The following is a 24,979-nucleotide window of genomic DNA, read 5'->3' as shown; positions in this document are numbered from 1 at the left end:
GAGATCGCTCTCCGGCCGGTGACCGCAACGTAGCGCGACACCGCGGAACACGATCCCGCATAGGAGGGGGATTTCCAGTGAAATTCCGTCTTGCAGCAGCAGCAACCGTCGCCGTCATGGTCGGCGCCCTGGTCACCGGTTGTTCCGGGTCCGGCGGCGGCGATGACAAGACCTTCCAGTTCTGGTCCTTCACGGGCATCAACCAGAAGGCCGATGTCGAGAAGTACAAAGAAGCCCACCCCGACATCACCGTCAAGCTCACCGAGGTCGGCAGCACGCAGGAGACCGCCCAGGCGCTCACCGCCGCGCTGGCCGGCGGCAAGGTCCCCGACCTGGTGCTCATCCAGGGCGACGACCTGCCGAACTTCGTCGCCAACCCCGACAACTTCGTCGACCTGAGCACGATGGGTGCCGACGACATCTCCAAGGACTACCTGCCATGGGTCTGGAACCAGGCTGTGGCCCAGAACGACGCCGTCGTCGGGGTGCCGACCGATGTGGGCGGCATGTCGATGGCGTACCGCGCCGACCTCTTCGAGGCCGCCGGCCTGCCGTCGGACCCGGACGAGGTCGCAGCGCTGTGGCCCACCTGGGACGACTTCATCTCCGTCGGGCAGCAGTACGTCGCCGCCACCGGGAAGCCGTTCCTCGACAACGCCGGCACCTCGGTCTTCTTCCAGACCGTGAACCAGGTCGACGAGAAGTACTACACGCCGGAGGGCGAACTCGTGTACGACACGAACCCGCAGGTGAGGGAGGCGTTCGACATCTCGATCAAGGCGATCGAGGCCGGCATCACCGCGAACGTCCCCGCCTTCTCCACCGGCTGGAGCACGGGCAAGACCAACGGCGCCTTCGCTGCGATGGCGGCTCCCTCCTGGATGCTGAAGAGCATCAAGACGGACGCGCCGGACACCTCGGGCCAGTGGCGTGTGACGACGGTGCCGAAGGTCGCCGGCAACTGGGGTGGCAGCTACCTCGCCATCCCGAAGCGCGCGGCGAACCCGGAGGCCGCGTGGGCCTACATCAAGGAGATGCAGTCACCCGAGTCGCAGCTGAAGAACTTCACCGACACCGGAGCCCTGCCAAGCACCGTCTCCGCGTACGAGTCGACAGCGATCGCCGACTACACCGACCCGTTCTTCGGCGACTCGAAGATCGGTGACGTGCTCGGCAAGTCCCTGCAGGAGTTCAAGCCGTTCTTCAACGGTCCGGAGACCGCGACGATCGGCTCGGCGATGATCAACACCGTCACCGACGTCGAGGCGGGCAACACCCCGCCGGACAAGGCGTGGGACGTCGCGATGAAGGCCGTGAAGGACGCCCTCGGCGGCTGACCCCACCCCCGTCCACACCTCCGCTCCGACCCGGGGCGTTCCGGCCGAGCAGCACGCCGGAACGCCCCCGAAGGATCATCGTGACCTCTTTCATCGCCCCACCCCGGCTGCTGCCGAAGCAGTCGCCACCCGGTATCGGGACGCGGATCCGCAACACCCTGCCGGAACGCTTCGCCCCGTACATCTACATCGCCCCGTTCTTCCTGATCTTCGCCGTCTTCGGCCTGATCCCGCTCCTGTTCACCTTCGTGGTCTCCTTGTTCGACTGGAACCCGATCGGGCAACAGACGTTCATCGGCTTCGACAACTTCACGAGACTCGCCGCCGACCCCCGGTTCTGGAACGCGATGCTCAACACCTTCGCGATCTTCATCATCTCGACGGTGCCGCAACTGGTCATCGCCCTCGGGCTCGCGCACCTGCTCAACCACGTGCGGCTGCGCTTCGCGACCGGTTTCCGGATGGCCATGCTCGTGCCGTACATCACCTCGGTCGCGGCGACCACCATCGTGTTCGCCCAGCTGTTCGACCGTGACTACGGTCTGTTCAACTACCTGATCGGCTTCTTCGGTGGCGACCACGTCGACTTCCTGAACGACAAGGTCGGCTCCTGGTTCCTCGTCGCCCTGATGGTCGTCTGGCGATGGACGGGGTACACGACCCTGTTGTACCTGGCGGCCCTGCAGGCGATCCCGCGGGACGTGTACGAAGCCGCCGCGGTCGACGGTGCAGGTGGCTGGAAGCAGTTCGTCTACATCACCATCCCGTCGCTCCGGCCGATCATCGTCTTCACGATCGTCACCTCGACGATCGGTGGGCTCCAGGTGTTCACAGAGCCGCTGCTGGTCAACCCGGCCACCGGTCTCACCTGTGGTGCGGCCCGACAGTGTCAGACCCTCACGCTCTTCCTGTACGAGCAGGGCTTCGGCCAGTTCGAGTTCGGGTACGGGTCGGCGATCGGCGTCGCCCTGTTCGTGATCGTCGTGCTCGTCGCCCTCCTGAACTTCTTCCTGTCCACCCGAACCCGAGGAGGACGCTGATGTCCGAGACGCTCAACTCCACCCAGCTGCTGGCGAGCGCGACCTCCGCCGGCCGGAAGCGGAACAGCGGCCGGATCGGCCGCATCCCGTGGTACACCTACGTGCTGCTCGTCTGCGCCGTCATCGTGAGCATGTTCCCGCTGTACTTCATGTTCGTGGTCGCCACCACGGATTCGGCGACGGCGACGACCCTGCCGCCGCGGTTGTACCCGGGCGACAACCTGTTCCACCTCGTCGGACTCGTCCTCGAGACGGTGCCGTTCGTCCAGTCGATGATCAACAGCCTCATCGTCGCGCTGTCGATCGGTGTCGGTTCGGCGCTGCTGTGCGCGCTGGCCGGTTTCGCCTTCGCGAAACTGGAGTTCCGGGGCCGGAACGCGCTGTTCATCCTCGTGGTCCTCACGATGACGGTGCCGACGCAGCTCAGCGTGATCCCGCAGTACCTCATCATCAGCGCCCTCGACTGGGTGGACACCCTGCAGGCGCTCATCGTCCCCGGGCTCGCGAGTGCGTTCGGCATCTTCTGGATGCGGCAGCACATCTCGAGCTCCGTCAGCGACGAGCTGCTGCAGGCGGCCAGACTCGACGGTGCCAACACCTGGCAGATCTTCTGGCGGATCGTCTTCCCGGTCATCCGTCCCGCGGCGTTCGTGCTCGGGCTGCTCGGGTTCGTCGGGTCCTGGAACGACTTCCTCTGGCCGTTCATCGTCCTGAAGTCGCCCGAGATGTACACCGTCCAGATCGCGATCAAGGCACTGCAGTCGCAGCGGTCGATCGACCTCGGTCTCGCGATGGCCGGGTCCTTCCTCGCCACCATCCCGCTGCTCATCGCGTTCATCTTCGTCGGCAAGCGCATGGTGACGGGGATCATGGACGGAGCGTTCAAGGGATGACCCTGCAACACGAAGGCCCCCGGTCGGCCACGCAGCCGGTCGAGCGGGGTCGCTGGAACGATCGCCGTCTCGCTCCGGTGGAGCGGGCGCAGGCGCTCCTGGAGGCGATGACCCTCGAGGAGAAGGTGGCACAGCTCGGCTCGGTGTGGTTCACCGACTCCGGAGGCGACTTCGCCCCGAGTGTCGACGCGACCGAGACCACCGCAGCCGCTGAGACGGTGTCGTCTCCCCCCAACACCGGCTTCGTCGGCGGGCTCGGGCAGCTCACCCGGATCTTCGGGACCGAGCCGGTGACCGTGCCCGACGGGGTGCGTCGACTCCGCGAGCTGCAGCAGCAGGTCGCCGACGGGAACCGCTTCGGTATCCCGGCGATCGCGCACGAGGAGTGTCTGACGGGCTTCGCCGCGTACGGGGCGACCGCGTTCCCGACGCCGCTCGCCTGGGCCGCCACCTTCGACGAGGGCCTCGTGGAACGGATGGCCGAGTCGATCGGAGACGACCTCCGCTCGGTCGGGGTCCATCAGGGACTCGCGCCGGTCCTCGACGTCGTGCGCGACTACCGCTGGGGCCGGGTCGAGGAGACCCTGGGGGAGGACCCGTACCTCGTCGGCCAGCTCGGCGCCGCGTACGTCCGCGGGCTCGAGCGTACGGGTGTCGTCGCGACCCTCAAGCACTTCGCGGGCTACGCCGCCTCGCGCGGGGCGAAGAACCACGGCCCGGTCAGCATCGGACGTCGTGAACTCGTCGACGTCGTGCTGCCTCCGTTCGAGACCGCCATCCGGCTCGGCGGCGCCCGGAGCGTCATGAACGCGTACACCGACCTCGACGGCGTCCCTGCTGGCGCGAGCGTCGAGCTGCTCACGGGCGTCCTGCGCGACGAGTGGGGCTTCGACGGCACCGTGGTCGCCGACTACTGGGCGATCCCGTTCCTCGCGACGATGCACCGGGTCGCCGAGGGCGCAGCGGCGGCCGGCGTCCTCGCCCTCACCGCGGGGATCGACGTCGAGCTCCCCGAGACGGTCGGCTTCGGCGCCGCTCTGGTCGGCTCGGTCCGGGACGGTGCCGTCAGCGAAGCGCTCGTCGACCGGGCCGTCCTCCGGCATCTGCGGCAGAAGATCGAGCTCGGCCTGCTCGACGGGGGCCCGCTGGTGCCGGAGGACGCCGCGGCGACGGATCTCGACGGTCCGCGGAACCGCGCCATCGCGACCCGTCTCGCCGAGGAGTCGATCGTGCTCCTCCGGAACAGCGGCGTGCTTCCGCTGGACGCGCGGTCGCGCATCGCCGTGATCGGCCCGGCCGCCGACCAGTTCCGCAGTCTCGTCGGGTGTTACGCCTTCCCGAACCACGTCCTGTCGAAGCATCCGGGCCACGATCTCGGGATCGAGATCCCGACCCTGCTGGACGCGGTGCGCACGGAGTTCCCGGGCGCCGACCTCGTGTCGGAGGAGGGCTGCGGCATCACCACCACCGACCGCGCAGGCATCCCGGCGGCCGTGAGGGCGGCGGCGGAGGCCGACGTCGTCGTGCTCGCCGTGGGCGACATCGCCGGTCTCTTCGGCGACGGCACCTCGGGCGAAGGGTGCGACGCCGAGGACCTCCGGCTCCCTGGTGGACAGCACGAGCTCGCGCTCGCCGTCCTCGCGACGGGCACACCGGTCGTCCTCGTCGTGTTGTCCGGACGCCCGTATGCCCTGGGCGAGTACGGGACCGCCGATGCGGTGGTCCAGGCGTTCTTCCCCGGCCAGGAGGGTGCCGCAGCCGTCGCGGGCGTCCTCTCCGGACGCGTCGCGCCGAGCGGACGGCTCCCGGTCCAGATCCCGCGGTCACCGGCCATGTCGGGCACGTCGCTGCAACCACCACTCGGCCTCGCGTCGCGGGGGATCAGCGTGCTCGACCCCACACCGCTCTACCCGTTCGGTCATGGCTTGACCGGCGGCGACGTCCGTTACCGCTCAGTCGAGGCGGCGCCCGAGCTCGCCGTCGACGGGGAGCTCCTGGTGGACGTGACGGTCGAGAACGTCGCAGACGCGGACGCCGTCGAGGTCGTCCAGCTCTACGGCTCGGACCTCGTCGCCTCCGTCGTCCGGCCCGCCGTCGAACTGCTCGCCTTCGCGCGCATCGACCTCCCGGCGGGGACGACGGCGACGGTGCGGTTCACCGTGTCCGCCGACCGGCTCTCGTTCACCGGGGTCGACGGGCGGCGGGTCGTCGAGCCGGGCACGTCCGTGCTGTCCGCCGGTCCCTCGGCCGGCGAACGGCCCGTCTCCCGAACGGTCGAGGTGACCGGTGTGCGGCGTGTCCTCACCGGCCCACGCAGCCTCCGGGTGGACTGGCACCGCCTCGGTCCAGGGGATCGTGACGACGGCCGTACGGTCGTCCCGACGGAAGGTCGGTGAACCATGCCGTTCATCCCTCTCTCTCAGGTGACGCTCACCGGCGGCCCCCTCCTGCAGGCGCAGGAGGCCGACCGTGCCTATCTCCACGCCCTCGAACCGGACCGGCTCCTCGCTCCGTTCCTCCGCGAGGCCGGACTGCCGACGCGCGCCCCGTCCTACGACGACTGGGAGCGGCGCGGCCTCGATGGCCACACCGCGGGCCACTACCTCTCGGCCTGCTCCCTCATGGTGGCGTCGACCGGCGACGAGGTGCTGGCATCCCGGCTCGCATACACCGTCGCCGAGCTCTCACGTGCGCAGGCCCACCTCGGCACCGGATACGTCGGCGGCATCCCGAGGAGTGCAGAACTCTGGGCGGAGGTGGCGGAGGGCATCACGGCGTCGACCTTCGGCGGCGACCGCTGGGTGCCCTGGTACAACCTGCACAAGCTGTACGCGGGCCTCATCGACGCCGCGCGCTTGACCGGGAACGAGACGGCCCGTGACGTCGTCGTGCGTCTGGCGGACTGGTGGGAGGCACTGGCGTCCGACATCGACGAGGAGCACTTCCAGCTGATGCTCGAGACCGAGATCGGCGGGATGAACGAGGCCTACGTCGACCTGTTCGACCTGACGGGAGACCCGCGCCACCTCGCCATGGCCGCACGCTTCACCGGAACCGCCCTCAGCGGGCCCTTGTCGCGCTCCTCCGACGAACTGACCGGTCTCCACGCGAACACCCGCATCCCGCAGTTCGTCGGCTTCGCCGCGCTGGCCGCTCGCAACGGTGATCCCACGCTCGGGCGGGCCGCGCGGTTCGCCTGGCAGACCATTGTGACGCGCCGGTCGGTGGCGATCGGCGGCAACAGCGTGCGTGAGCACTTCCACGCCGTCGACGACTTCACGCCGATGACGGAGGACCGCGAAGGCCCCGAGACCTGCAACAGCTACAACCTGATCAAGCTGGGGAGGCGGCTGTCGGCGGACTCGGCCGATCCGGACATCACCGACATGATCGAGCGGATCCTCTTCAACCACCTCGTGTCCGCGCAGCATCCCGGACACGGCGGTCTCGTCTACTTCACGTCGATGCGGCCGGACCACTACCGCGTGTACTCGGCGCCGCAGCACAGCTTCTGGTGCTGCGTCGGGACGGGGCTCGAGAGCCATGCGAAACACGGCGAGTCCCTCTACCGACTGGACGGCGAGACGGTGTCGGTGGAGCTCTTCGCGTCGTCGACCGTCCGTATCCCGGAGCTCGGCCTCGTGCTCGAGCAGGAGACCGCGTTCCCGGCTGACGGCCTGGTGGCACTGACGGTCCGGCTCGAGCGGGGCAGGCGGTTCCCGGTGCGCATCCGCGTGCCGGGGTGGACCGCCTCGGTGCCGCTCGTGCGGGTGAACGGCATCGAGATCCAGGCGACGGTCGACGGCGGGCACCTCGTCCTGGACCGCGCGTGGGAGGACGGGGACGTCGTCTCGTTCGAGCTCGGGATGACCGGACGGTCGGAGCCGTTCCCGGACGGGTCCGACTGGACGGCACTGCTCTGGGGTCCGTCCGTGCTCGCCGCTCGCGGGGTGGCGCTCGACGCCGAGATGGTCGTGGCCGACCGGCCGCACGCCGCACACACGGCGGTCGGCCCGCTCACCCCGCTCGCCACGGCACCGATCCTCCCGAGGTCGTCCGTGCCCCGGCGCGATGCGGACGGCTCGTTCCTGGTCGACTCGGATCGGGGCCCGATCCGGTTGGAGCCGTTCGCCGGGCTCCACGACGCGCGATACACCGTGATCTTCCCCGTCGCCTCCGGCTCGGACCAGCGGTCCGTCGACGAGCGCCGAGCGCGTCTGGCCGATCGGGACCGGATCGCCGCGACGCTCGACGGACGGACGGTCGACCGCGTCGCGCTGGGCGAGCAGCAACCGGAGGCCGATCACGGGTTCCGAGGCGGGTCGACCCGCTCAGGAGCGGCGGGCGGTGTCCGGTGGCGCAGCACCTCGGACCGGATGTCGGTCACCCTCGTGGACCCGCACCTGCTGGCGCGCGTCGTCAGGGTCTCGTGGCTGCCCGACGACGACACTCGGGGGTTCGCGATCGAGATCGACGGCAGGGTCGCTGAGGAACAACTGGGCGGACGCGACGGAGACCTGGTCTGGATCGAGGTTCCGTTGCCCCCGACGACCGCCGGCTGGGGGGTCAGACGGTTCACCATCGTCGCCCCGTCTGGGGAGGAGACCCCGCGGGTGACCGAACTCAGGGTGCTGACGGCGAGCGACGCCTGAGCGGCTGCGGGCGCGCGGGCCGCACGTGCGAGACGATGGGGACATGACGACGACGCCCGATCACGAGGACGATCGTGGGGTGACCCTCGCGGACGTCGCTGCGAGGTCCGGTTTCTCGGTGTCCCTCGTCTCGCGCGTGCTGTCCGGCAAGCGCCACGCGGCTCCCGAGACCCGGGACCGGATCCTGGCGGTCGCGCTCGAACTCGGGTACGACCGATCGGCACAGCGGCGCGGCCGGCCACGGTCCGTGCCTCGGCTCCTCGACCTGGCGATGAGCCAGTGGGACGATCCCTGGGCGAACACCGTCGTCACGAGCGTCCGGCGGGCGGCGGCCGCTGCCGACTACGACCTCGTGCTCACGCCGGAGAGCGACTCGATGGTCGACGACTGGCCCAACCGGGCGCGGGCACGCGGCTCGGCCGGCGTCGTCGTGTGCCTGATCCGCCCCAATGTCTCGCAGCTTGACATCCTCGCTTCGGCGAACATCCCGGTCGTGTTGCTCGACCCGCGTGCCGAGCCCGCGCGAAGCCTGCCGAGCGTCGGTTCGACGGACTGGCAGGGCGGCTTCGACGCGGGTCGGCACCTCGCCCGTCGCGGGACCCGGCGGTTCCTGATCATCACCGGGAGACCGAAGTACCGGTTCGGACGCGCACGCGAGGCGGGGTTCCGCACCGCGGTCGAGCGGTTCGCCGAGGGCGCGACGGTCGAGGAGGTCTCCTCGCCCTGGTCCTCCGAGAGCGCGTTCGTCTCCGTCCGTCGGTTACTGCGACAGGGAGGGTTGCCGATCGGCGTCTTCAGCTGCAACGACGAGATGGCGTATGGCGTCTATCGAGCGGTCGAGGAACTGCAGTTGCGCATCCCCGACGACGTCCGGGTGGTCGGGTTCGACGATCTCCCGCAGTCGCGGCTCATGCCCCCGCCGATGACGACGGTCCGGCAGCCCATGCGGGCGATGGCGGCGCGAGCCGTGCAGCTCGTGCTCGACGCGGAACCGGGCGCCGACCCGGGGGACCGTGCAGAGTTCCCGACGGAGCTCATCGTCCGCGCCTCCAGCTGAGCCGGGCCGTAACGCACCCCCGCAAGCCCTGCCGCCCGGTGCTCGACCGCAGCGAGAATGGTCTCCATGACGGGATCACCGGAGCAGGACGAGGTGTCGACGGAGCGCTCCAGCGTCTCCGAGTGGATGCGGGCCTTGGGGCGGGCGACGGGGAACCCCGGGGGTGGTGCCGCGTCCGGTCTCATGCTGTCGATCGCCGCCGGCCTCACGTCGATGGTCGCGGGGTACACGGAGCCGGAGCATGCGTCGGCGGGCGGAACGAGCGGAGGCACCTCGGAATCAGGCGACGATCCGGAGGCGACGATCACCGCCCTGCGCGCCAGGGCCGAAGCACGTTCAGCTCTCGCCCTCCGCCTGGCCGATGCTGACGCGGAAGCCTCTCACGCGTTCGGCAGCGCCTTCCGGCGGCCACGGGGTCCGGAGCGCGATGAGGCGATCCGGGCGGCGTCGATCGAGGCGGCCGCCGCTTCGGCACGGCTCGGGGAGCACGCCGTCGAGGCCGTAGACGATCTCGCCTGGCTGGCCACGCACGGAAATCCGGCGTTGATCGCCGACGTCGCGGTCGCGATCGGCGCCCTCCGAGCCGCGATCACCGGTGCGCGCACGAACGTCAGTTTCGACCTCGGTTCGGTGCGCAGCGCCCACGAATCGCTCGAGGAGGTCCGCCGGGCAGAGCCGGCACTGTTCGACCTCGTGCCGGTGTTCGACCGAGCCCTCGAGCGGATCGACCGGCTCGCGGCCTCCATCGACGCCGACGCGGCACCGACGGAGTGACCCGCTGCGCCCGGTCGCGGGTCAGCCCGCGAGCGGACGCGGACGAGCGCCGTCCGGCACGCGGACGATCAACGCGTGGTGGAGGTTGGTCAGGGCGACCGAGGTCACGGCGCCGTGAGAGTCCCCGTCCAGTTGGATCTCCTGGGGCTCGTCCAGTCGCACCCGCATCGACGTCGCCTGGGCGTAGCTGATGGCGCGGACCTTCGGCGAGAACCGCCCGACGAGCCGACCGAACCTCGTGCGGTGGAGCATCCGGTTGAAGGTCAGGCGGTAGCCGATGTTCGTCCATCCCGGGCCGCGTCCCGGCCGGAGCATGACGGCGTCGAGGAGGCCGTCATCGACGACCGCCTCCGGGAGCAGCAGGACGCCTCCGGTGAGTGTCCCGGAGTTGCCGACGATGATCGTGTGCGCCCTCGCGGTCGCCTCCGGGAGGTCGTCCAGACGGTAGTGCAGGTCGAACTGCCGGTTCCCGAAGATGCTCCGCGCGATGGGATCCGAGTAGGCCAGCCAGCCGATCCGACGTTTCAGCCACGCGTTGGTGTGGCCGGCCATGTGCGCGTCGAGTCCGATGCCCGCCATCACGAGGAAGACCTCCTCGCCGTGCGTGCCGTCCGAACGGCCGAGACGCACCCGACCGACGTCGACGGGCTGATCGCGACCCGAACAGGCGATCTCGACCGACCGACGCAGGTCGTTCAGCGGCAGGCCGAGCGCTCGGGCGAAGAGGTTGCCGGTCCCCGCCGGCACGAGCGCAAGGGGGATGCCGGTGGAGGCGACGACCCCGGCGGCGACCCGGAGCGTCCCGTCCCCGCCGGCGACGAGGATGACGGACGGCGTGGTCGCGATGGCTGCCTCGGCCGCGGCACGGCCGTCGTCGTCGGCGCTCGTGTCGTGCCAGGTCGAGGGGGACAGTCCATGGACCGCCTCTGCGTCCCCGACGGCGGCGCGGAGTGCTGCGACATCGACCTTGGAGGGATTGACGACGACGGCGGCCCGTCGGGGGCCGGGTCCGGCTGGTGCATCGTTCACAGCCACAAGGATAGGAGGCCCACGCTCGGAAGCCGCCGTGGACGCCGGGGTGCCGTCGGCCCGTGAGACGCTTGCACCATGGACCTCGAGGTGTCGCCGCAGCTGACGATCCCCGCCGCCGAACTCCGGTGGCGGTTCTCGCGGTCTTCGGGGCCCGGAGGGCAGCACGTCAACACCTCGGACAGTCGCGTCCAGTTGTCCTGGAGTGTGGCCGAGTCTGTCGTCCTCTCCGAGGCGCAGCGTGAGCGGCTCCTCGCCCAGCTCGGTGCCCGGCTCGTCGCCGGCACCATCACGGTGACGGTGTCGCAGGAACGGTCCCAGCTGCGCAATCGTGAGCTCGCCCTGGACGCATTGGCCGGACGCCTGCGCGCGGCGCTCGCGCCGTCCGCCGCGCCTCGTCGGCCCACCCGCCCGACCCGTGGGTCGGCTCGACGCCACACCGCGGCGAAGCAGCAGCGTTCGGCCACGAAGCAACAGCGGCGGCGCCCCGCCGACGACTGACGTCCGTCGCCCTCCGCGGCAAGGGCCTGCGGCACCCGCGCGACTCGACTAACCTGCCGTGCAGGCGCAGCCCCGAGGACGTCGGCGTGCGCGAACGGAGGATCATCATGCGAATCGTCGTCATCGGGGGTACGGGCCACATCGGGTCGTTCCTCGTCCCGAGACTCGTCCGGGCCGGCCACGAGGTCGTCAGCGTCAGCCGTGGGACGCGCGCGCCCTACGCCGAGGCCACGGAATGGGAGCACGTCGAGCGCCTCGTCGTCGACCGCGAGGCCGAAGACGAGGCGGGGACGTTCCCGGCACGGATCGCCGCGCTCGGCTGCGACGTCGTGATCGACCTGGTCTGCTTCACCCTGCCGTCCGCCGAGGCGCTCGTCGAAGGCCTCCGCGGCCACGTCGGACATCTGTTGCACTGCGGGTCGATCTGGCGGTACGGTCCGAGCGCCGTCGTACCCATCGTCGAGGGTGGTGGGACGCCGCCCTTCGGGGAATACGGCGTCGAGAAGGACCGCATCGCTCGGATGCTCCAGCAGGAGACCGCCGACGGCGGCCTGGTCACGACGTCGCTCCATCCCGGGCACATCGTCGGACCCGGCTGGGCCCCGGTGAACCCCCTGGGCAACTTCGACCCCGACGTCTGGCGGATTCTCGCGGCCGGGGAACCGTTGCGAGTTCCCGGGCTCGGCGCCGAGATGCTGCACCACGTGCACGCCGACGACGTCGCCCAGGCGTTCGAGCTCGCGGTGGCGCATCGGGACCGCGTCGCCGGCGAGGACCTCAACGTCACCTCGGCTTCGGCGATCACGGTGCGGGGGTTCGCCGAGGCGGCGGCCTCCTGGTTCGGGCGCTCGGCCGATCTCGCCCCGGTCACCTGGGAGGAGTTCCGTTCGACCACGAGCCGGGAACACGCCGACACCTCGTGGGAGCACCTGGTGCGCAGTCACTGCGTCTCGATCGAGAAGGCCCGCTCCTTGCTCGGATACGCGCCGAAGCACACCTCGACGGACGCGGTCAGGGACGCGCTCCGCTGGCTCGTCGCCAACGACGAGCTGGACGTCCCGAGCCCGTGAACCGTCAGGCCGCGGCGACGTCGACCGTCGTCAGAGGAACGGAGTAGCGGTGAAGGCATTGATCGCCTCGGGGACCGGCCGGTACGGCGACCCCTGGCACCCCTACACGCGGACGAGTCCGCTCCTCGCGGAGATCGCGCGGGACGCCGGTTTCTCGGTCGAGGTCCATGAGGACGTCGACCGCGCGATGACCCGGCTCGCCGACGTCGACCTGCTCATCGTGAACGCCGGCGATCCGTGGCGGTCGGAGGAGTCCGGCCGAGCACCCGAGGCCGCGGTCGAGGGACTCTCCGAGGCGCTCCGGCGAGGCGTCGGCGTCCTCGCGATGCACGCGGCGCTCGCCTCGCTCCGCGACTATCCCGAGTGGGCGCCCGCGATCGGTGCGATGTGGCTGCCCGGGGTGTCCTGGCATCCGCCGATCGGCCACTCCGTCGTCCGCGGGCTCACGATGCCCGACGGCGGGCGGGTCGCCGACGTGCCGATCGAGGACGAGCAGTACCTCCGGTTGCAGGCGATCGGGCGGAGCACGACGGTCGCCGAACACGAGGTGGACGGCGACCGGTTCCCCGCGGTGTGGGTCCGTGAGGTCGGATCCGCCCGTGTCGCCGTCGACGCCCTCGGACACGATGAGCGCTCCTACGCCGCTCCCGAGCATCGCGCCCTGGTGGCGTCGCTCGCCCGGTGGGCGGCGCGGGCCCCGTCGGCATGATGCGGAACGGATCCCGACGGACACCGTGTGTCGGGTGACCGCTCCGGATGCAAGCCCCGGGGGAAAGGGCGTCGCGCCGCTCGAGCGGGTCTAGGATCCTGTTCGGGGCTGCGAGAGAGCGGGAACACCGGCCGCGGCCCGTGTCAGGATCCGGGACCCCGAGAAAGCCGCACCACGTGTCACACGACCTCATGTCACCCGAGCGCACCGTCGAGCGCATCATGCGTACCGGAACCGTCTGGTTCGGTGTCGCCGTCGGGAGTACCGCGATCACCCTGGGGCTGCTGCTCGCCTCCGGCTGGCGCCCCGCGATCCTCACCGAGGGGCTCCGCGTGCTGTGGTGGTGCTGCTCCGTCATCGTCGGCTTGAGCATCGGGCTGCTGGGCTGGTCCGGATGCCCGATCCTGGAGGTGGACGTCCCGACGGCGTCCCGCAACAAGTCGCTCACCATGCAGCTCGGCACCATGCTCTTCATCCTCGGCAGCATCGGGGCGATGTTCACCGTGCTGCTCGGCGCACCGAGCTGACGTCCTGCCGAGGGCGCATCCTGTCGCGCTGCCGTCGTAGGGTCGGAGTATGCCCCGATCCTCAGCACCGCTCCGCAGACTCGGCTTCCTCACGATGGGCCTGTTCGACCCCGAGGATCCGGCGGGCGGGCACGAGTCCACGCTGCGACTCATCGAGCTCGGTGAGCACCTCGGGTTCGACAGCGCCTGGTTGCGACACCGCCACCTGCAGTTCGGCATCTCGTCCCCGGTCGCCGTCCTCGCCGCGGCCAGCCAACGCACCACGCGCATCGCGCTCGGGACGGCGGTGACCCCACTCGGTGCCGAGAACCCCTTCCGACTGGCCGAGGACCTCGGCACGGTCGACGTGCTGGCCGGCGGACGCCTGCTGCCAGGCTTCAGCACGGGTGAGCCGATGCGGTTCGACGCGTTCAAGGACGCCCTGTATCCCACCACCCTCGAGCAGGAGGACCTCGGGTACGACCGCGTCCTGCGGTTGCGGTCCTTCATCCGCGGTGACGTGGTGAGCGACACCGCTGGCCGCGAGGGGCAGGAGGACTACTCCTCGCGCGTCGAGCCGCACGCGGCCGGGCTCGCCGAGCGGCTCTGGTACGGCGCCGGCAGCCTCCGCTCGGCCGGCTGGGCCGGGGAGCACGGCTTCAACCTCCTCACCAGCAGCGTCATCGCCGCGGAGGACGGCACGACCGACTTCGCCGCGAACCAGGCCGCGCAGGTCAGGCTGTTCCGCGAGCGGCATCCCGACGGCGCGCGGGCCCGGGTGTCGCAGGGGCTCGTCGTCATGCCGACCGACTCCGCCACGTCCGCGCAACGCAGCCGGTACCGCGACTACGTCGAGTCGAGGCGGCATCGCGTCGGCGTCGCGCACGGTCCGCGCCGCATGCTGTTCGCCGAGGACCTGCTGGGGACGAGTGCCGAGATCGCGGAGCGACTGCACGAGCACGCCGGATTCCAGGAGGTGGACGAGGTCGCGTTCGCGTTGCCGTTCACCCTCGAACCCGACGACTACACGCAGTTGCTCACCGACATCGCCGGCGCCCTCGGACCGGCGCTCGGCTGGCTGCCGGCCGCTGACGGCGAGACCAGGCCCGCCTGAGCGGCGGACGTCCGGCCCGGACGACCCGTCCGAGACCGCGCCCGGTCGCGCGTAGGGTGCAGGTATGACGCAGCACGGGTTCAAGCGGTACGTGGCCATCGGCGACAGCTTCAGTGAGGGGTACGGTGACGTCCGCGACGACGGCTCGTTGCGCGGATGGGCCGATTTCGTGGCGATCGGGCTCGCCCGGTCGGGCTCCGAACCCGTCGCCTACGCGAACCTGGCCATCCGTGGCCGCAAGCTCATCCCGATCCTCGACGAGCAGCTCGATCGGGCCATCGGGATGGGGCCGGACCTCGTCAGCTTCAACGGCGGCGGGAACGACATCATGCGCCCACGGGTGTCGATCGACGGCGTCGCCGATCGACTCGACGGTGCCGTCGAGCGGCTGCGCAGCGGGGGAGCGCACGTCCTGCTCCTGAGCGGGGCGAACCCGTCCGCGCACATCCCGATGGGCTCGCTCCTCGCGCGCCGCGGTGAGCAGCTCGCCCGAGCGGTCCGCGTCCGGTACCCGCGCGACGGCGTCACCTTCGTCGACAACTGGGCCGACGAGCCGCTGGGCGATCTCCGCTACTGGTCCGTGGACCGACTGCACCTCAACGCGCTCGGCCACGCCCGCGTGGCGAGCAACGTGCTCACGGCCCTCGGGGTGCCGGTGCCCGAGGAGTGGGGCATCGACGACGTCGCGGCCGCGCCGCCCGGCCCACGCCAGCGCCGGACGGCCGCCTACTACCGCGAGCACGTCCTGCCGTGGATCGGACGCCGGTTGACCGGGCGGTCCTCCGGCGACGGTCGCGAGCCGAAGATCGCGGAGCTCCAGCCGGTGGACCCGCGCGGGCCGGTCGGCTCAGCCGACGCGGACGAGCGTCCGCTGCCACCCGGAGGAACCGTTCGGCGCGATCGGCGCCTGCTCCTCGATCTGCAGGTTCCCGGCCTTGTCGGTGGCGCGGACGGCCACGTAGTGCGTCCCGGCGGTCGCCTCCCAGTCCATCCACCACTGCACCCAGGTGTCGTCGTTGATGGCGGTCGAGAGGTTCACGCTCTGCCAGTCGCCGTTGTCGATGCTGACCTCGACCTTGGCGACGCCGACGGTCTGCGCCCAGGCGACACCGGCGATCTTCGCTGGACCCGGCGTGACCTGCTTGTCGATGCGAGGGGTGTCGATGCGCGAGGAGAGCTTGATCGGTGCCTTCGCGTCGTAGCCGCGGGGCGTCCAGTAGGCCTCGTCCTTGTCGAACGTGGTCACCGTCAGCTTCGTGAGCCACTTGGTCGCCGAGACGTACCCGTACAGCCCTGGCACGACCATGCGGACGGGGAAGCCGTGCTCGAGGGGCAGGGGTTCGCCGTTCATCGCGACCGCGAGGATCGCGTCGAGGTTCGGATCGGTCAGCGATTCGAGCGGCGTGCTGGCGGTGAAGCCGTCGACGCTCGTCGAGAGGACCATGTCGGCCTTCGAGTCCGGCATCGCGCGCTTGAGCACGTCGCGCACGGGGATGCCGAGCCACTTCGCGTTGCCGAGCAGGCTGCCGCCGACCTCGTTGGAGACGCAGGTCATCGTGATGACGTATTCGTCGAGCCCCATGGCCAGCAGCTCGTCGAACGAGATCTGGACCTGCTCGCCGACCATGCCGTCGATCGTGAGCGACCAGGTGCCGGGGTCGATGGTCGGCACGGTGAGCGCGGTGTCGACGCGGTAGAACTTGTCGTTCGGGGTGAAGAGCGGGCTGATGCCGTCGACGTCCACTTCGGCGCCGTCCGGGATCGTCACGGTCGACTTCGGAGTGGGGAGCTTCAGCGCGTCACGGACCGCGGTGATCGACGAGGTCGTCACGTTGATGATCCGGGCACCGACCCCCACAACGACGGCTCCGGCGGCGGCGATGCCGGCGACGCGGAAGAAGCCGCGGCGGTCGAACCCGTCGCGTTCGCGGGCCTCGGCTCCGGCCGCACGGCGGTTCGGCAGTCGTCGGCCGAGCAGGATCAGGATGGTGACGCCGGCTGCGAGACCGAGGATCACCGGGACCACGGCGAGCGGCGTCGCACCGGCGCGGGTGACCGTCGTCGCTCCGGCGAACACGCCGGCCGCCACGAGGATCACGACGCCGAGCGGCGGACGGACCTGTTGGAGGACCCCGGCGACCGCTGCCGCGATCACGACGGCGACGCCGAGGCTGACGAGGAGGAAGATCTTGTCGTTGCTCCCGAAGGCCTCGATCGCGAACTCCTTCGCCCAGCGCGGGACGATGTCGATGACGAAGGAGCCGACGGTCAGCAGTGGGCTGCTGCCGCGGGCGAACAGCAGCGCGGCGAGCTCTGCGACGGCGAGGAACACCGCGGCCGAGACGATGCCGGCGAGGGCCGCAGCGAGGACGACGAGACGTCGTCCCGTTCGGTTGGTGCCGGTCTGATGCTTCGATCGCATGTGCAACTCCCTGGTCGTGGTTCGACAGGAGTTCGGAGCACGGGGCGGATCAGGCTGGTCCGATCCGTGCCGGGTGCACGGATCGCAGGTTCAGGCGGTCGCGACGGCCAGTCGGGTACCGGTCGCGGCCGCCAGTCGCAGGGCCTCGTCGAGCTCCTGCGCGCTGCGCTCACGCTGTCCGGCGAGGCCGGGCTCGCGGTCGGCCAGGGTGAGGCTCGTCGTGATGACGTGGACGTCCATGCCGAGCGCGCCACCGAACAGGGTGCGGAGCGCCGGTACCTCGTGGTCCCACCCTTCCGTGGGCGTGCCGGCGTCGTACGCGATGCCGCGACTGGTGGTGATCACGACCGGCCTGCCGGTGAGGGCACCGGTGTCCGCCGACGTCACGCCGGGGACGTGGATGTGGTCGATCCAGGCCTTGAGCGACGACGGGATCGAGAAGTTGTAGAGCGGTGCCCCGATCACGACGATGTCGGCGCCAAGGAGCTCGTCGAGCAGGAGGCGTTGCAGCTCCTCCGCCTCGGCGGGCGGGTTCGCGCCGGGCTGGCGATCGGCGGCGGACCAGTGCAGGCTCGCGTCCGCGAGGTGCGGGACCGGGTCCAGATGCAGGTCCCGTCGGACGACGACGCCGGTGGGATCGGCATCCCGCCAGGCGTCGACCACCGCTTGCGACAGGCGGCGGGAGCGGGAGGTGGCCAGATCGGCGGACGAGTCGAGGTGCAGGAGCGTTGGCATGCGGCAACGCTAGCAAGCCGAGCGGTGCGCACCTCCTTGCGGCACTCATCGCGGCCGGTTAGCGTCGCACCATGAGCGCCACCCTCCCTGTCACGCCCGCCCGTCCGGATGCGCTCGCGCTCGACGCGGACGATCCGCTCGCCGAGCACCTCGCGGCCTTCGTGCCCGCGAACGGGGTGTCGGCGTACTTCGACGGGAACTCGCTGGGGCGGCCGCTCCGGGCCACGGCGGATCGCCTGCAGTCGTTCATCACCGAGGAGTGGGGCACGAGGCTCATCCGCTCCTGGGACGACCGGTGGTTCGCGATGCCGCTGACCCTGGGCGACCGTCTCGGAGCCACCGTGCTCGGGGCGGCCGGCGGTCAGACCGTCGTCGCCGACTCGACCACCGTGCTCCTGTACAAGCTGATCCGCGCCGCGGTCGACGCGAGCACCGCCGACGCGACGACGGCACCGGTCCGCGAGGACATCGTCATCGACGTGGGGAACTTCCCGACGGATCGCTTCGTGGTCGAGGGGATCGCGGCCGAGCGCGGTCTCCGTGTGCGGTGGATCGACGCCGACCCGGTCCACGGCGTCACGGCGGACCAGCTGCGGGAGGTCGTCGACGGACGGACGGCCCTCGTGGTGTTGAGCCAGGTCGACTACCGGTCGGGAGCGCTCCTCGACGTCGCGGGGTTGACGGCCGTCGCGCACGACGCCGGTGCCCTCGTGCTGTGGGACCTCTGCCACTCCGCCGGCGCGGTCCCGGTCGAGCTGGACGCCTGGGGCGTCGACCTCGCGGTCGGATGCTCCTACAAGTACCTCGGCGGCGGTCCCGGCGCTCCGGCGTACGCCTACGTCGCGAAACGGCATCAGAATCGGCTCCTGCAGCCCGTCCAGGGCTGGATGGGTGCCTCCGACGTGTTCGCGATGTCCGAGACGTACCGGCCGGGGAAGGGAATGCGTCGATTCCTCAGCGGCACCCCGCCGATCGTCGGGATGCTGCCCCTCGAGGACGCCCTCTCGCTCATCGAGACCGCGGGTGTTGCGGCCATCCGCGAGAAGTCCCTCGCACTCACCGCCTTCGCCATCTCGTGGGTCGACGAGCACCTCGCGGCCTTCGGCGTCCGGGTGATGACCCCGCGGGAGCCGGAGCGCCGCGGCGGGCATGTGACCCTCGGGCATCCGTCGTTCCGTGAGATCACCCCGGAGCTGTGGGACGTGGGCGTCATCCCCGACTTCCGGCACCCGGACGGGCTCCGCATCGGGCTCGCCCCGTTGAGCTCCGGCTTCGTGGAGCTCGAGCGCGGCCTCCTCCGCATCGCCGCCGCGATCGAGCAGTGGACGGAGCGCGAGGGTTCCACGCCGCGTGGAGGGCAGTCGTCGTAGGCTGACGACATGTCGCCTGTCTCCGGAATCCAGTACCGCCTCAGCCACCTCGGTCCACACGGGGAGGTCCGGGCGACCGTCACCGAGCTCGCCGCCGGACTCCGCGAACTCTCCGTCGGCGGGCGCTCCCTCATCCAATCCTTCGGCGAGGACGTCGTCGCGCCGAAGGGCTGCGGCCTGATCCTCGTGCCCTGGCCGAACCGGGTGCGGGACGCGAGGTGGACGCTCGACGGCGAGCCGCAGCAGCTCGACGTCACCGAGGCTGCCACGGGGAACGCTTCGCACGGCCTGCTCCGCAATACCGGCTATCGAGAGGGGGAACGCACGGACGGCGGCGTCACGCTGACGGCTTCGGTGTTCCCGCAGCACGGCTATCCGTTCCACCTCGACACCTCGGTGGCCTACGCCCTCGTCGATGACGGCCTCCGGGTCACCCACACGATCGTGAACCGGTCGACGCGACCGGCGCCGGTCGCGGTGGGTGCGCACCCCTATCTCGCGCTCGGTGGCGTCTCGACGGCGGACCTCACCGTCACGATCGCCGCCGACTCCTGGTTCGAGACCGACGAGCAGCGCATCCCGGTCGCCACCCGCCCGGTTGACGGCACGGACCACGACCTGCGTTCCGGCGTCCGCGTGGGCGACCTCGCGATCGATGTCGGACTCGGCGACGTCCGCGCGACCGACGGAGTCGTCAGGCATCGGCTCACCGCGCCGGACGGCGATGGGGTCGAGCTCTGGGCGGACGACGACTTCCGGTTCGTCCAGGTCTACACCCCGAGCGATTTCCCGACGTCCGAGGGTCCAGTGCAGGCGATCGCGGTCGAGCCGATGACGGCTCCGGCGGACGCGTTGAACAGCGGGACCGGTCTGCGGTGGCTGGAACCTGAGGAGCAATGGTCGCTGTCGTGGGGGATCCGTCTCACAGCCTCCTGAGCGGAGCGTGCCCGCCTCACCGCCGAACGGGGGAGGGTGCGCTGGTCCCAGGTGCGGACGCGGGTCAGCTCAGAGGATGACCCCGCGGTCGCGATGATCGTCTCATCGTCCGATGCCGACCATGGGTGTCGCGACGGACACTGGATCCATGACCACGCACCTGGACACCAACCCGATCACGTTCACGATGTCCACGCCGCGGATCGCTCGCGCCGAACGGGTGGCCGTGGCGCGTCCGGTGGACCGACCTCGAGGTCGCGTCGCCGCCTTCGTGGGCCTACTGCTCGGCAACATCGTGCTCTGGAGCACCCTGTTCCTCACCGTTGGGCTCGTGCTCGTCATGCAGCTCGCCATCATCGGCGTGATCGCTGCGGCCATGGTGCGCTGACGATCGACGGCGGAACGTCCCGCCGGAGCGGCGAGGAGGCAGCGATTCAGTCCGCAGTTGTGCTGTCGTCTGCAGCCGTCGATTCCGGTGCCTCGTCCTCGAGCTGCTCGTCCTCCACCGCATCATCGGGGAGACCCGGCAGCATCGCTGCCGCGCCCTCGTCGCGAATGCCTTCGACTGCTCCGAAATCAGACACGGGTGTTCCTCTCGATCGTCGTGCGCGCCAGCCTAGCTAGCGGGCACGACGATCGACAGGGCTTGCGGGAGTGGTGCGTCGTCAGTCGACGATGGAGACGGTGACCTCGATGTTGCCGCGCGTGGCGTTCGAGTACGGGCACACCTGGTGCGCCTGGTCGGCCAGCTGCTGTGCCTCTTCGTGCGAGACGTTGGGCACGTAGACGTCGAGTTCGACCGCGAGGCCGAATCCGCCTTCACCGTTCGACCCGATGCCGACGCTGGCGGAGACCGCCGCGTCGGTCGTGTCGAGCTTGGAGCTCCGTGCGACGGAGTGCAGGGCACTCAGGAAGCAGGCGGCGTAGCCGGCGGCGAAGAGCTGTTCTGGGTTGGTGCCCTCGCCGCTCCCGCCGAGTTCCTTGGGGGGCCGGGTGTCGAAGTCGAGGAGGTCGTCCTCACTGCGGACGTGTCCGTCTCGTCCGCCTCCGGTGGCATGGGCAACTGCTGTGTACGCGATATCCATTGCTCCATCCTGGCACCGTCGCGCCCGGTCCGCGCACCTTGCTCCCGAGCTCTCGGCTGGCGTTCAGAGGAGTGCTTCGCGAGCACCGGCGATGACCGCTGACGCGACGGTCTGGAGGAGCGGCGAGTCCAGTCGCCACTGCTGCCAGTACAGCGGCACGTCGAGCACGCCGTCGTCGTCGAGGGCCACGAGATCACCGGCCGCGGCCGGTGCCGCCCCTTGCGCGTCGGGAAGCATGCCCCAGCCGAGGCCGAGGAGGACCGCGGTCGCGAAGTCCGCCGACGCCGGGACGTGGTGTCGGGGCGGACCGGCCGGGTCGACACCGCGTCGACGGAGGTAGGCGTCCTGGAGGTCGTCCTTCCGATCGAACACGACGACCGGGGCGTCGCCGAGGGCTGCTCCCGTCACTCCATCGGCGAACCACCGCGCTGCGAAGCGCGGCGACGCCATAGGCCGGTACCGCATCCGGCCGAGTGCCTGGACGGTACAGCCTTGGACGGCTTCCGAGCTCGAGGTGACCGCGGCCATGGCCGTCCCGTCCCGCAGCAGGGCCGTGGAGTGGTCCTGATCCTCCCGCGAGAGGTCGAAGGCGACCGGTTCCGTGGCGGCCAGCTCGGCCAGCACGGGGAGGAGCCACGTGGCGAGCGAGTCGGCGTTGACGACGATCGGGATGGCTGAGGGCGCGGCACCGTCGGCTGACCCGTCCGGGTGCAGCTCCCTCGAGGCGTCGCGTTCGAGGAGCTGCACCGCCCGCGCGAGGCGGAGGATGGTCTCGCCGGATGCGGTGGTCGTGATGGGTCGCGTCCGGAGGAGCAGGACCCGGCCGACGTGCTGCTCGAGCGCTTTGATCCGCAGGCTCACGGCCGACGGGGTCACTGAGAGCTCGCGGGCCGCCGCGTCGAACGAGCCGCGGTCGACGGCGGCGAGGAAGGCGCGGAGCTGATCGAACTGGAGGTCCATCATCAGAGTTTCTCATGGTCCATGAGAAACGTGAACTGGTCTCATGTTCGGATGTGTCCTACGGTCGCCTCATGACCACCGCCATCCAGGACGTCCTCGCCGGTTTCGGGCTCGGCCTCTCGCTGATCGTCGCCATCGGTGCGCAGAACGCGTTCGTGCTCCGTCAGGGCATCCGCCGCGAGCACGTCCTCCCGGTCGTCCTCGTCTGCGCCCTGTCGGACGCGGTCCTGATCGTGGCCGGCGTCAGCGGGATCGGGTTCGTGATCGAGCGTTTCCCCCTCGTCCTCGACATCCTCCGCTGGGCCGGTGCCGCCTTCCTCGTCGCCTACGGGCTGCTCGCCGCCCGCCGAGCGATCTCACCGAGTGGTCTCACAGCCGAGGGGCCGGGGACGAAGACCTCGCTCCGGGCCGCCGTGCTCACGGTGATCGCCCTCACCTGGCTCAACCCCCACGTGTACCTCGACACGGTGCTCCTGCTCGGATCGATCGCGAACACACACGGCGAACAGGGCAGGTGGTGGTTCGCGGCCGGCGCCGTGCTCGGGAGCGTGGTGTGGTTCACCGCACTCGGCTTCGGCGCCCGTCTGCTGAAGGGCCTCTTCGCGAAGCCGATCGCCTGGCGGGTGCTCGACGCCGCCATCGCCGTGGTGATGGTGACCCTCGCCGTCCTGCTGATCGTGCGGCACTGACCATCGGTGCCCACCGCCGCCTGATCGTCCATCGTCGCTAGGCTTGCCGGGTGACGAGAACACTCCGTGAAGTCAATGCCGTCGTCGAGCGGCTGTGGCCGCTGTCCGGAGCGTCGGACTGGGATGCGCCCGGCCTCGTGGTCGGCGACCCGGACCAGCCGGTCGCGCGGGTCCTGCTGGCGGTCGACGCCGTGGGGGCCACGGTCGACGAGCTGCTGCAGGAGCCCGGCGGGCTCCTGCTCGTGCACCACCCCCTGCTCATGCGTGGTGTCACGACCGTGGCGGGCGACCGCTACAAGGGTGCGCTCATCGCACGGCTCATCCGCGGCGACGCGGCCCTCATCGCCGCCCACACGAATGCGGACGTGGTGGTCGACGGCACCTCGGACGTGCTCGCACGCCGCCTCGGCCTGCTGGACGCCGTCCCGATCGTCCCAGCCTCCGACGGGGTGACCGGCCTCGGCCGCGTGGGCGACCTGGCCGAACCGACCACCCTCGGGCGGATCGCCCGGCTCCTCGCCGAGGTGCTCCCGGCGACGGCGACCGGAGTGCGCGTGGCGGGCGACGTCGACCAGCCGGTCCGGCGGATCGCGGTCTGCGGGGGAGCGGGTGACTCGCTGCTCTCGCACGACACCGTCCGGGGAGCCGACCTGTACGTCACGGCGGATCTGCGCCACCACCCGGCGTCCGAGGCCCGAGAGCAGGCGATCCTCGCCGGCGGGCCCGCGCTCATCGACGTCTCGCACTGGGCGAGCGAGTCACTCTGGCTGGAGGTCGCGGCCGTCGCGCTGCGACGGGAGCTCCCGGAGCTCGACATCCGGGTCAGCGGACAGCGCACCGACCCGTGGGATTTCGTCGTCACCCAGGAGTCGACGCGGCCGGTAGGGTGATGAGTCGAGAGTTTGGAACAGACGTGAAAGCCAGCCCAGCAGACCAGAAGACGTTGCTCACCCTGCAGAGCATCGACACCGGCGTGCAGCGCACCGCCCACCGTGCGTCGAACCTCCCCGAGGTCGCCCGCATCGCGCAGCTGCAGGCCGAGATCGAGACCGTTCGGCTCCGCCGGTTGGAGCGCGTCGGCGTGCGCGACGACGCGCAGACCGAGCTCGGACGCATCGAGTCCGACGTCGCCGTCGTCGAGGCCCGCCTGAAGCGCGACGCCGACCGCCTCCAGTCGTCCACCTCCGTCAAGGATGTCGAGGCCCTGCAGAGCGAGATCGCCTCCTTGCAGAACCGGCAGAACAACCTCGAAGAGATCCAGCTGAACGTCATGGAACGGGTGGAGACGGCCGATGAAGCCGTCGCCCAGGTCGACGCCGAGCGCGCCGGGCTCCAGGAGCTCCTCGACGAGGTCGTCGCCAAGCGCGACGCGCAGCTCGTCGAACTCGAAGCGGAACGGGCGCGGCTCGTCGCCGACCGTGAATCGCTCGCGCCGGGCATCCCCGCCGATCTCCTCGCGCTCTACGACCAGCGTCGTGCCCGCGGAGGCATCGGCGCGGCCCTCTTCCGCGCCGGCACCTGCGGCGCCTGCAAGATGTCCCTCACCGGGAACGACCTGCAGGCCGTCCGCGCCGCGCCGTCCGAGGACGTCGTGCAGTGCCCCGAGTGCGCCGCGATCGTCGTACGGACGGACGAGTCCGGCCTCATCTGACCCGTCGGGTCGGGCCGTGCAGCACGCCGGTCCATCGTGCCGGCCGTGGGCCGGTAGACTCGTCTGCGTGAACGGGCCGGCTAGACGGTCGCGTCACCGCGACCTCCGGGTCACGGTGCCGAGGAACGTCCGGGCTCCACAGAGCAGGGCGGTGGGTAACACCCACCCGGGGTGACCCGCGAGACAGTGCCACAGAGAACAGACCGCCGTGGGCGACCACGGTCAGGGTGAAACGGTGGGGTAAGAGCCCACCAGCGACCGGGGTGACCCGGTCGGCTCGGTAAACCTCGTCCGGAGCAAGGTCAACAGGGAACGCTGAGGCTGCTCGCCAAGTTCCCGGGTAGACCGCTAGAGGGCGGCGGCAACGTCGTCCCGAGAGAGATGGCCGTCCAAACGCGAGAGCGTGGGACAGAACCCGGCGTACCGGTCGACCCGTTCACACCCCCGGC

The 24,979-nt window shown here is 70.5% G+C and carries 24 protein-coding genes, 1 other RNA gene and 1 pseudogene; 20 read left to right on the top strand and 6 right to left on the bottom strand.

The features are described 5' to 3' along the window. The first annotated feature begins 77 nt into the window (after positions 1-77). The 7 genes from QRN27_RS00130 to QRN27_RS00100 all read left to right on the top strand — a co-directional run bounded on the left by QRN27_RS00130 (position 78) and on the right by QRN27_RS00100 (position 9,753). Positions 78-1,337: an ABC transporter substrate-binding protein gene (locus QRN27_RS00130; protein WP_285040166.1), complete on the top strand. Its 1,260-nt coding sequence runs from the start codon at positions 78-80 to the stop codon at positions 1,335-1,337. An 80-nt stretch (positions 1,338-1,417) separates the two neighbouring features. After that, positions 1,418-2,377, top strand: a complete 960-nt coding sequence (locus QRN27_RS00125; RefSeq protein WP_285040164.1) for a carbohydrate ABC transporter permease — start codon at positions 1,418-1,420, stop codon at positions 2,375-2,377. Next, complete coding sequence (locus QRN27_RS00120) at positions 2,377-3,270, top strand: carbohydrate ABC transporter permease (RefSeq protein WP_285040163.1); 894 nt, start codon at positions 2,377-2,379, stop codon at positions 3,268-3,270. Before QRN27_RS00125 ends, QRN27_RS00120 begins: the two co-directional genes overlap by 1 nt. Then, positions 3,267-5,666, top strand: coding sequence for a beta-glucosidase family protein (locus tag QRN27_RS00115; protein ID WP_285040162.1), 2,400 nt, complete (start codon positions 3,267-3,269; stop codon positions 5,664-5,666). The genes QRN27_RS00120 and QRN27_RS00115 overlap by 4 nt, the downstream gene beginning before the upstream one ends. Positions 5,667-5,669: 3 nt before the next feature. Then, positions 5,670-7,922 carry a beta-L-arabinofuranosidase domain-containing protein gene (locus tag QRN27_RS00110; protein ID WP_285040160.1) on the top strand — a complete coding sequence of 751 codons (2,253 nt, stop codon included), beginning with the start codon at positions 5,670-5,672 and terminating at the stop codon, positions 7,920-7,922. Positions 7,923-7,965: 43 nt separating this feature from the next. Next, positions 7,966-8,979, top strand: coding sequence for a LacI family DNA-binding transcriptional regulator (locus QRN27_RS00105; protein ID WP_056006055.1), 1,014 nt, complete (start codon positions 7,966-7,968; stop codon positions 8,977-8,979). A 66-nt stretch (positions 8,980-9,045) separates the two neighbouring features. Then, positions 9,046-9,753, top strand: coding sequence for a cyclodeaminase/cyclohydrolase family protein (locus QRN27_RS00100; RefSeq protein WP_285040158.1), 708 nt, complete (start codon positions 9,046-9,048; stop codon positions 9,751-9,753). A gap of 21 nt (positions 9,754-9,774) precedes the next feature. Here QRN27_RS00100 and QRN27_RS00095 read toward each other — a convergent pair whose 3' ends face one another. Further along, complete coding sequence (locus QRN27_RS00095; protein ID WP_285040156.1) at positions 9,775-10,782, bottom strand: diacylglycerol/lipid kinase family protein; 1,008 nt, start codon at positions 10,780-10,782, stop codon at positions 9,775-9,777. 78 nt (positions 10,783-10,860) lie between these two features. On the opposite strand from QRN27_RS00095, the gene arfB reads away from it, so the two are divergent. The 6 genes and pseudogenes from arfB to QRN27_RS00065 all read left to right on the top strand — a co-directional run. Continuing rightward, a complete protein-coding gene (gene arfB / locus QRN27_RS00090) occupies positions 10,861-11,283 on the top strand; it encodes an alternative ribosome rescue aminoacyl-tRNA hydrolase ArfB (RefSeq protein WP_056006046.1) in 423 nt (140 codons plus the stop codon). Between the two features lie 107 nt (positions 11,284-11,390). Further along, positions 11,391-12,353, top strand: coding sequence for an NAD-dependent epimerase/dehydratase family protein (locus QRN27_RS00085; RefSeq protein WP_285040153.1), 963 nt, complete (start codon positions 11,391-11,393; stop codon positions 12,351-12,353). A gap of 49 nt (positions 12,354-12,402) precedes the next feature. Further along, entirely contained in the window at positions 12,403-13,062 is a 660-nt protein-coding gene (locus tag QRN27_RS00080) for a ThuA domain-containing protein (RefSeq protein WP_285040152.1), read from the top strand. Between the two features lie 176 nt (positions 13,063-13,238). After that, entirely contained in the window at positions 13,239-13,589 is a 351-nt protein-coding gene (locus QRN27_RS00075) for a hypothetical protein (RefSeq protein ID WP_285040150.1), read from the top strand. A 49-nt stretch (positions 13,590-13,638) separates the two neighbouring features. After that, positions 13,639-14,682, top strand: coding sequence for an LLM class flavin-dependent oxidoreductase (locus tag QRN27_RS00070; protein ID WP_285040149.1), 1,044 nt, complete (start codon positions 13,639-13,641; stop codon positions 14,680-14,682). 64 nt (positions 14,683-14,746) lie between these two features. Continuing rightward, positions 14,747-15,301 (top strand): annotated as a pseudogene (locus tag QRN27_RS00065) (SGNH/GDSL hydrolase family protein); the annotation flags it as partial. Between the two features lie 228 nt (positions 15,302-15,529). Here QRN27_RS00065 and QRN27_RS00060 read toward each other — a convergent pair. Together QRN27_RS00060 and QRN27_RS00055 are read right to left on the bottom strand one after the other, a co-directional pair. Beyond that, positions 15,530-17,104, bottom strand: coding sequence for a molybdopterin-dependent oxidoreductase (locus QRN27_RS00060; RefSeq protein ID WP_285040147.1), 1,575 nt, complete (start codon positions 17,102-17,104; stop codon positions 15,530-15,532). 90 nt (positions 17,105-17,194) lie between these two features. Beyond that, the gene (locus tag QRN27_RS00055) at positions 17,195-17,839 is read right to left on the bottom strand and encodes an FMN-dependent NADH-azoreductase (RefSeq protein WP_285040145.1); all 645 of its coding nucleotides are present in this window, start codon (positions 17,837-17,839) and stop codon (positions 17,195-17,197) included. A 71-nt stretch (positions 17,840-17,910) separates the two neighbouring features. On the opposite strand from QRN27_RS00055, the gene QRN27_RS00050 reads away from it, so the two are divergent. The 3 genes from QRN27_RS00050 to QRN27_RS00040 all read left to right on the top strand — a co-directional run bounded on the left by QRN27_RS00050 (position 17,911) and on the right by QRN27_RS00040 (position 20,533). Further along, positions 17,911-19,209, top strand: a complete 1,299-nt coding sequence (locus QRN27_RS00050; protein ID WP_285040144.1) for a kynureninase — start codon at positions 17,911-17,913, stop codon at positions 19,207-19,209. A 9-nt stretch (positions 19,210-19,218) separates the two neighbouring features. Further along, positions 19,219-20,145 (top strand): aldose 1-epimerase family protein, encoded by a 927-nt coding sequence (locus QRN27_RS00045; protein WP_285040143.1) that lies wholly within the window; start codon positions 19,219-19,221, stop codon positions 20,143-20,145. A 148-nt stretch (positions 20,146-20,293) separates the two neighbouring features. Beyond that, on the top strand, positions 20,294-20,533 hold the full coding sequence (locus QRN27_RS00040; RefSeq protein WP_285040141.1) for a hypothetical protein: 240 nt from the start codon (positions 20,294-20,296) through the stop codon (positions 20,531-20,533). 46 nt (positions 20,534-20,579) lie between these two features. Here the strand turns inward: QRN27_RS00040 and QRN27_RS00035 are convergent, their stop codons facing one another. The 3 genes from QRN27_RS00035 to QRN27_RS00025 all read right to left on the bottom strand — a co-directional run bounded on the left by QRN27_RS00035 (position 20,580) and on the right by QRN27_RS00025 (position 22,193). After that, on the bottom strand, positions 20,580-20,729 hold the full coding sequence (locus QRN27_RS00035) for a hypothetical protein (RefSeq protein WP_285040140.1): 150 nt from the start codon (positions 20,727-20,729) through the stop codon (positions 20,580-20,582). A gap of 81 nt (positions 20,730-20,810) precedes the next feature. Then, positions 20,811-21,230: an organic hydroperoxide resistance protein gene (locus QRN27_RS00030; protein ID WP_285040139.1), complete on the bottom strand. Its 420-nt coding sequence runs from the start codon at positions 21,228-21,230 to the stop codon at positions 20,811-20,813. 63 nt (positions 21,231-21,293) lie between these two features. Beyond that, positions 21,294-22,193, bottom strand: coding sequence for a LysR family transcriptional regulator ArgP (locus QRN27_RS00025; protein ID WP_285040138.1), 900 nt, complete (start codon positions 22,191-22,193; stop codon positions 21,294-21,296). Between the two features lie 68 nt (positions 22,194-22,261). Here QRN27_RS00025 and QRN27_RS00020 point away from each other — a divergent pair, with 68 nt between their 5' ends. The 4 genes from QRN27_RS00020 to rnpB all read left to right on the top strand — a co-directional run bounded on the left by QRN27_RS00020 (position 22,262) and on the right by rnpB (position 24,969). Then, positions 22,262-22,879, top strand: a complete 618-nt coding sequence (locus QRN27_RS00020) for a LysE/ArgO family amino acid transporter (protein ID WP_285040137.1) — start codon at positions 22,262-22,264, stop codon at positions 22,877-22,879. 50 nt (positions 22,880-22,929) lie between these two features. Continuing rightward, a complete protein-coding gene (locus QRN27_RS00015; RefSeq protein ID WP_285040136.1) occupies positions 22,930-23,769 on the top strand; it encodes a Nif3-like dinuclear metal center hexameric protein in 840 nt (279 codons plus the stop codon). 23 nt (positions 23,770-23,792) lie between these two features. Next, positions 23,793-24,530, top strand: a complete 738-nt coding sequence (locus QRN27_RS00010) for a zinc ribbon domain-containing protein (RefSeq protein WP_285040134.1) — start codon at positions 23,793-23,795, stop codon at positions 24,528-24,530. A 72-nt stretch (positions 24,531-24,602) separates the two neighbouring features. Next, positions 24,603-24,969: RNase P RNA component class A (rnpB, locus tag QRN27_RS00005), an RNA gene on the top strand. Positions 24,970-24,979: the final 10 nt, after the last annotated feature.

Source organism: Plantibacter sp. LMC-P-059a (assembly GCF_030209505.1).
Classification (GTDB): domain Bacteria; phylum Actinomycetota; class Actinomycetes; order Actinomycetales; family Microbacteriaceae; genus Plantibacter.
Note: the sequence above shows the minus strand (reverse complement) of the source record. Positions and strands in the feature narration are given on the sequence as shown.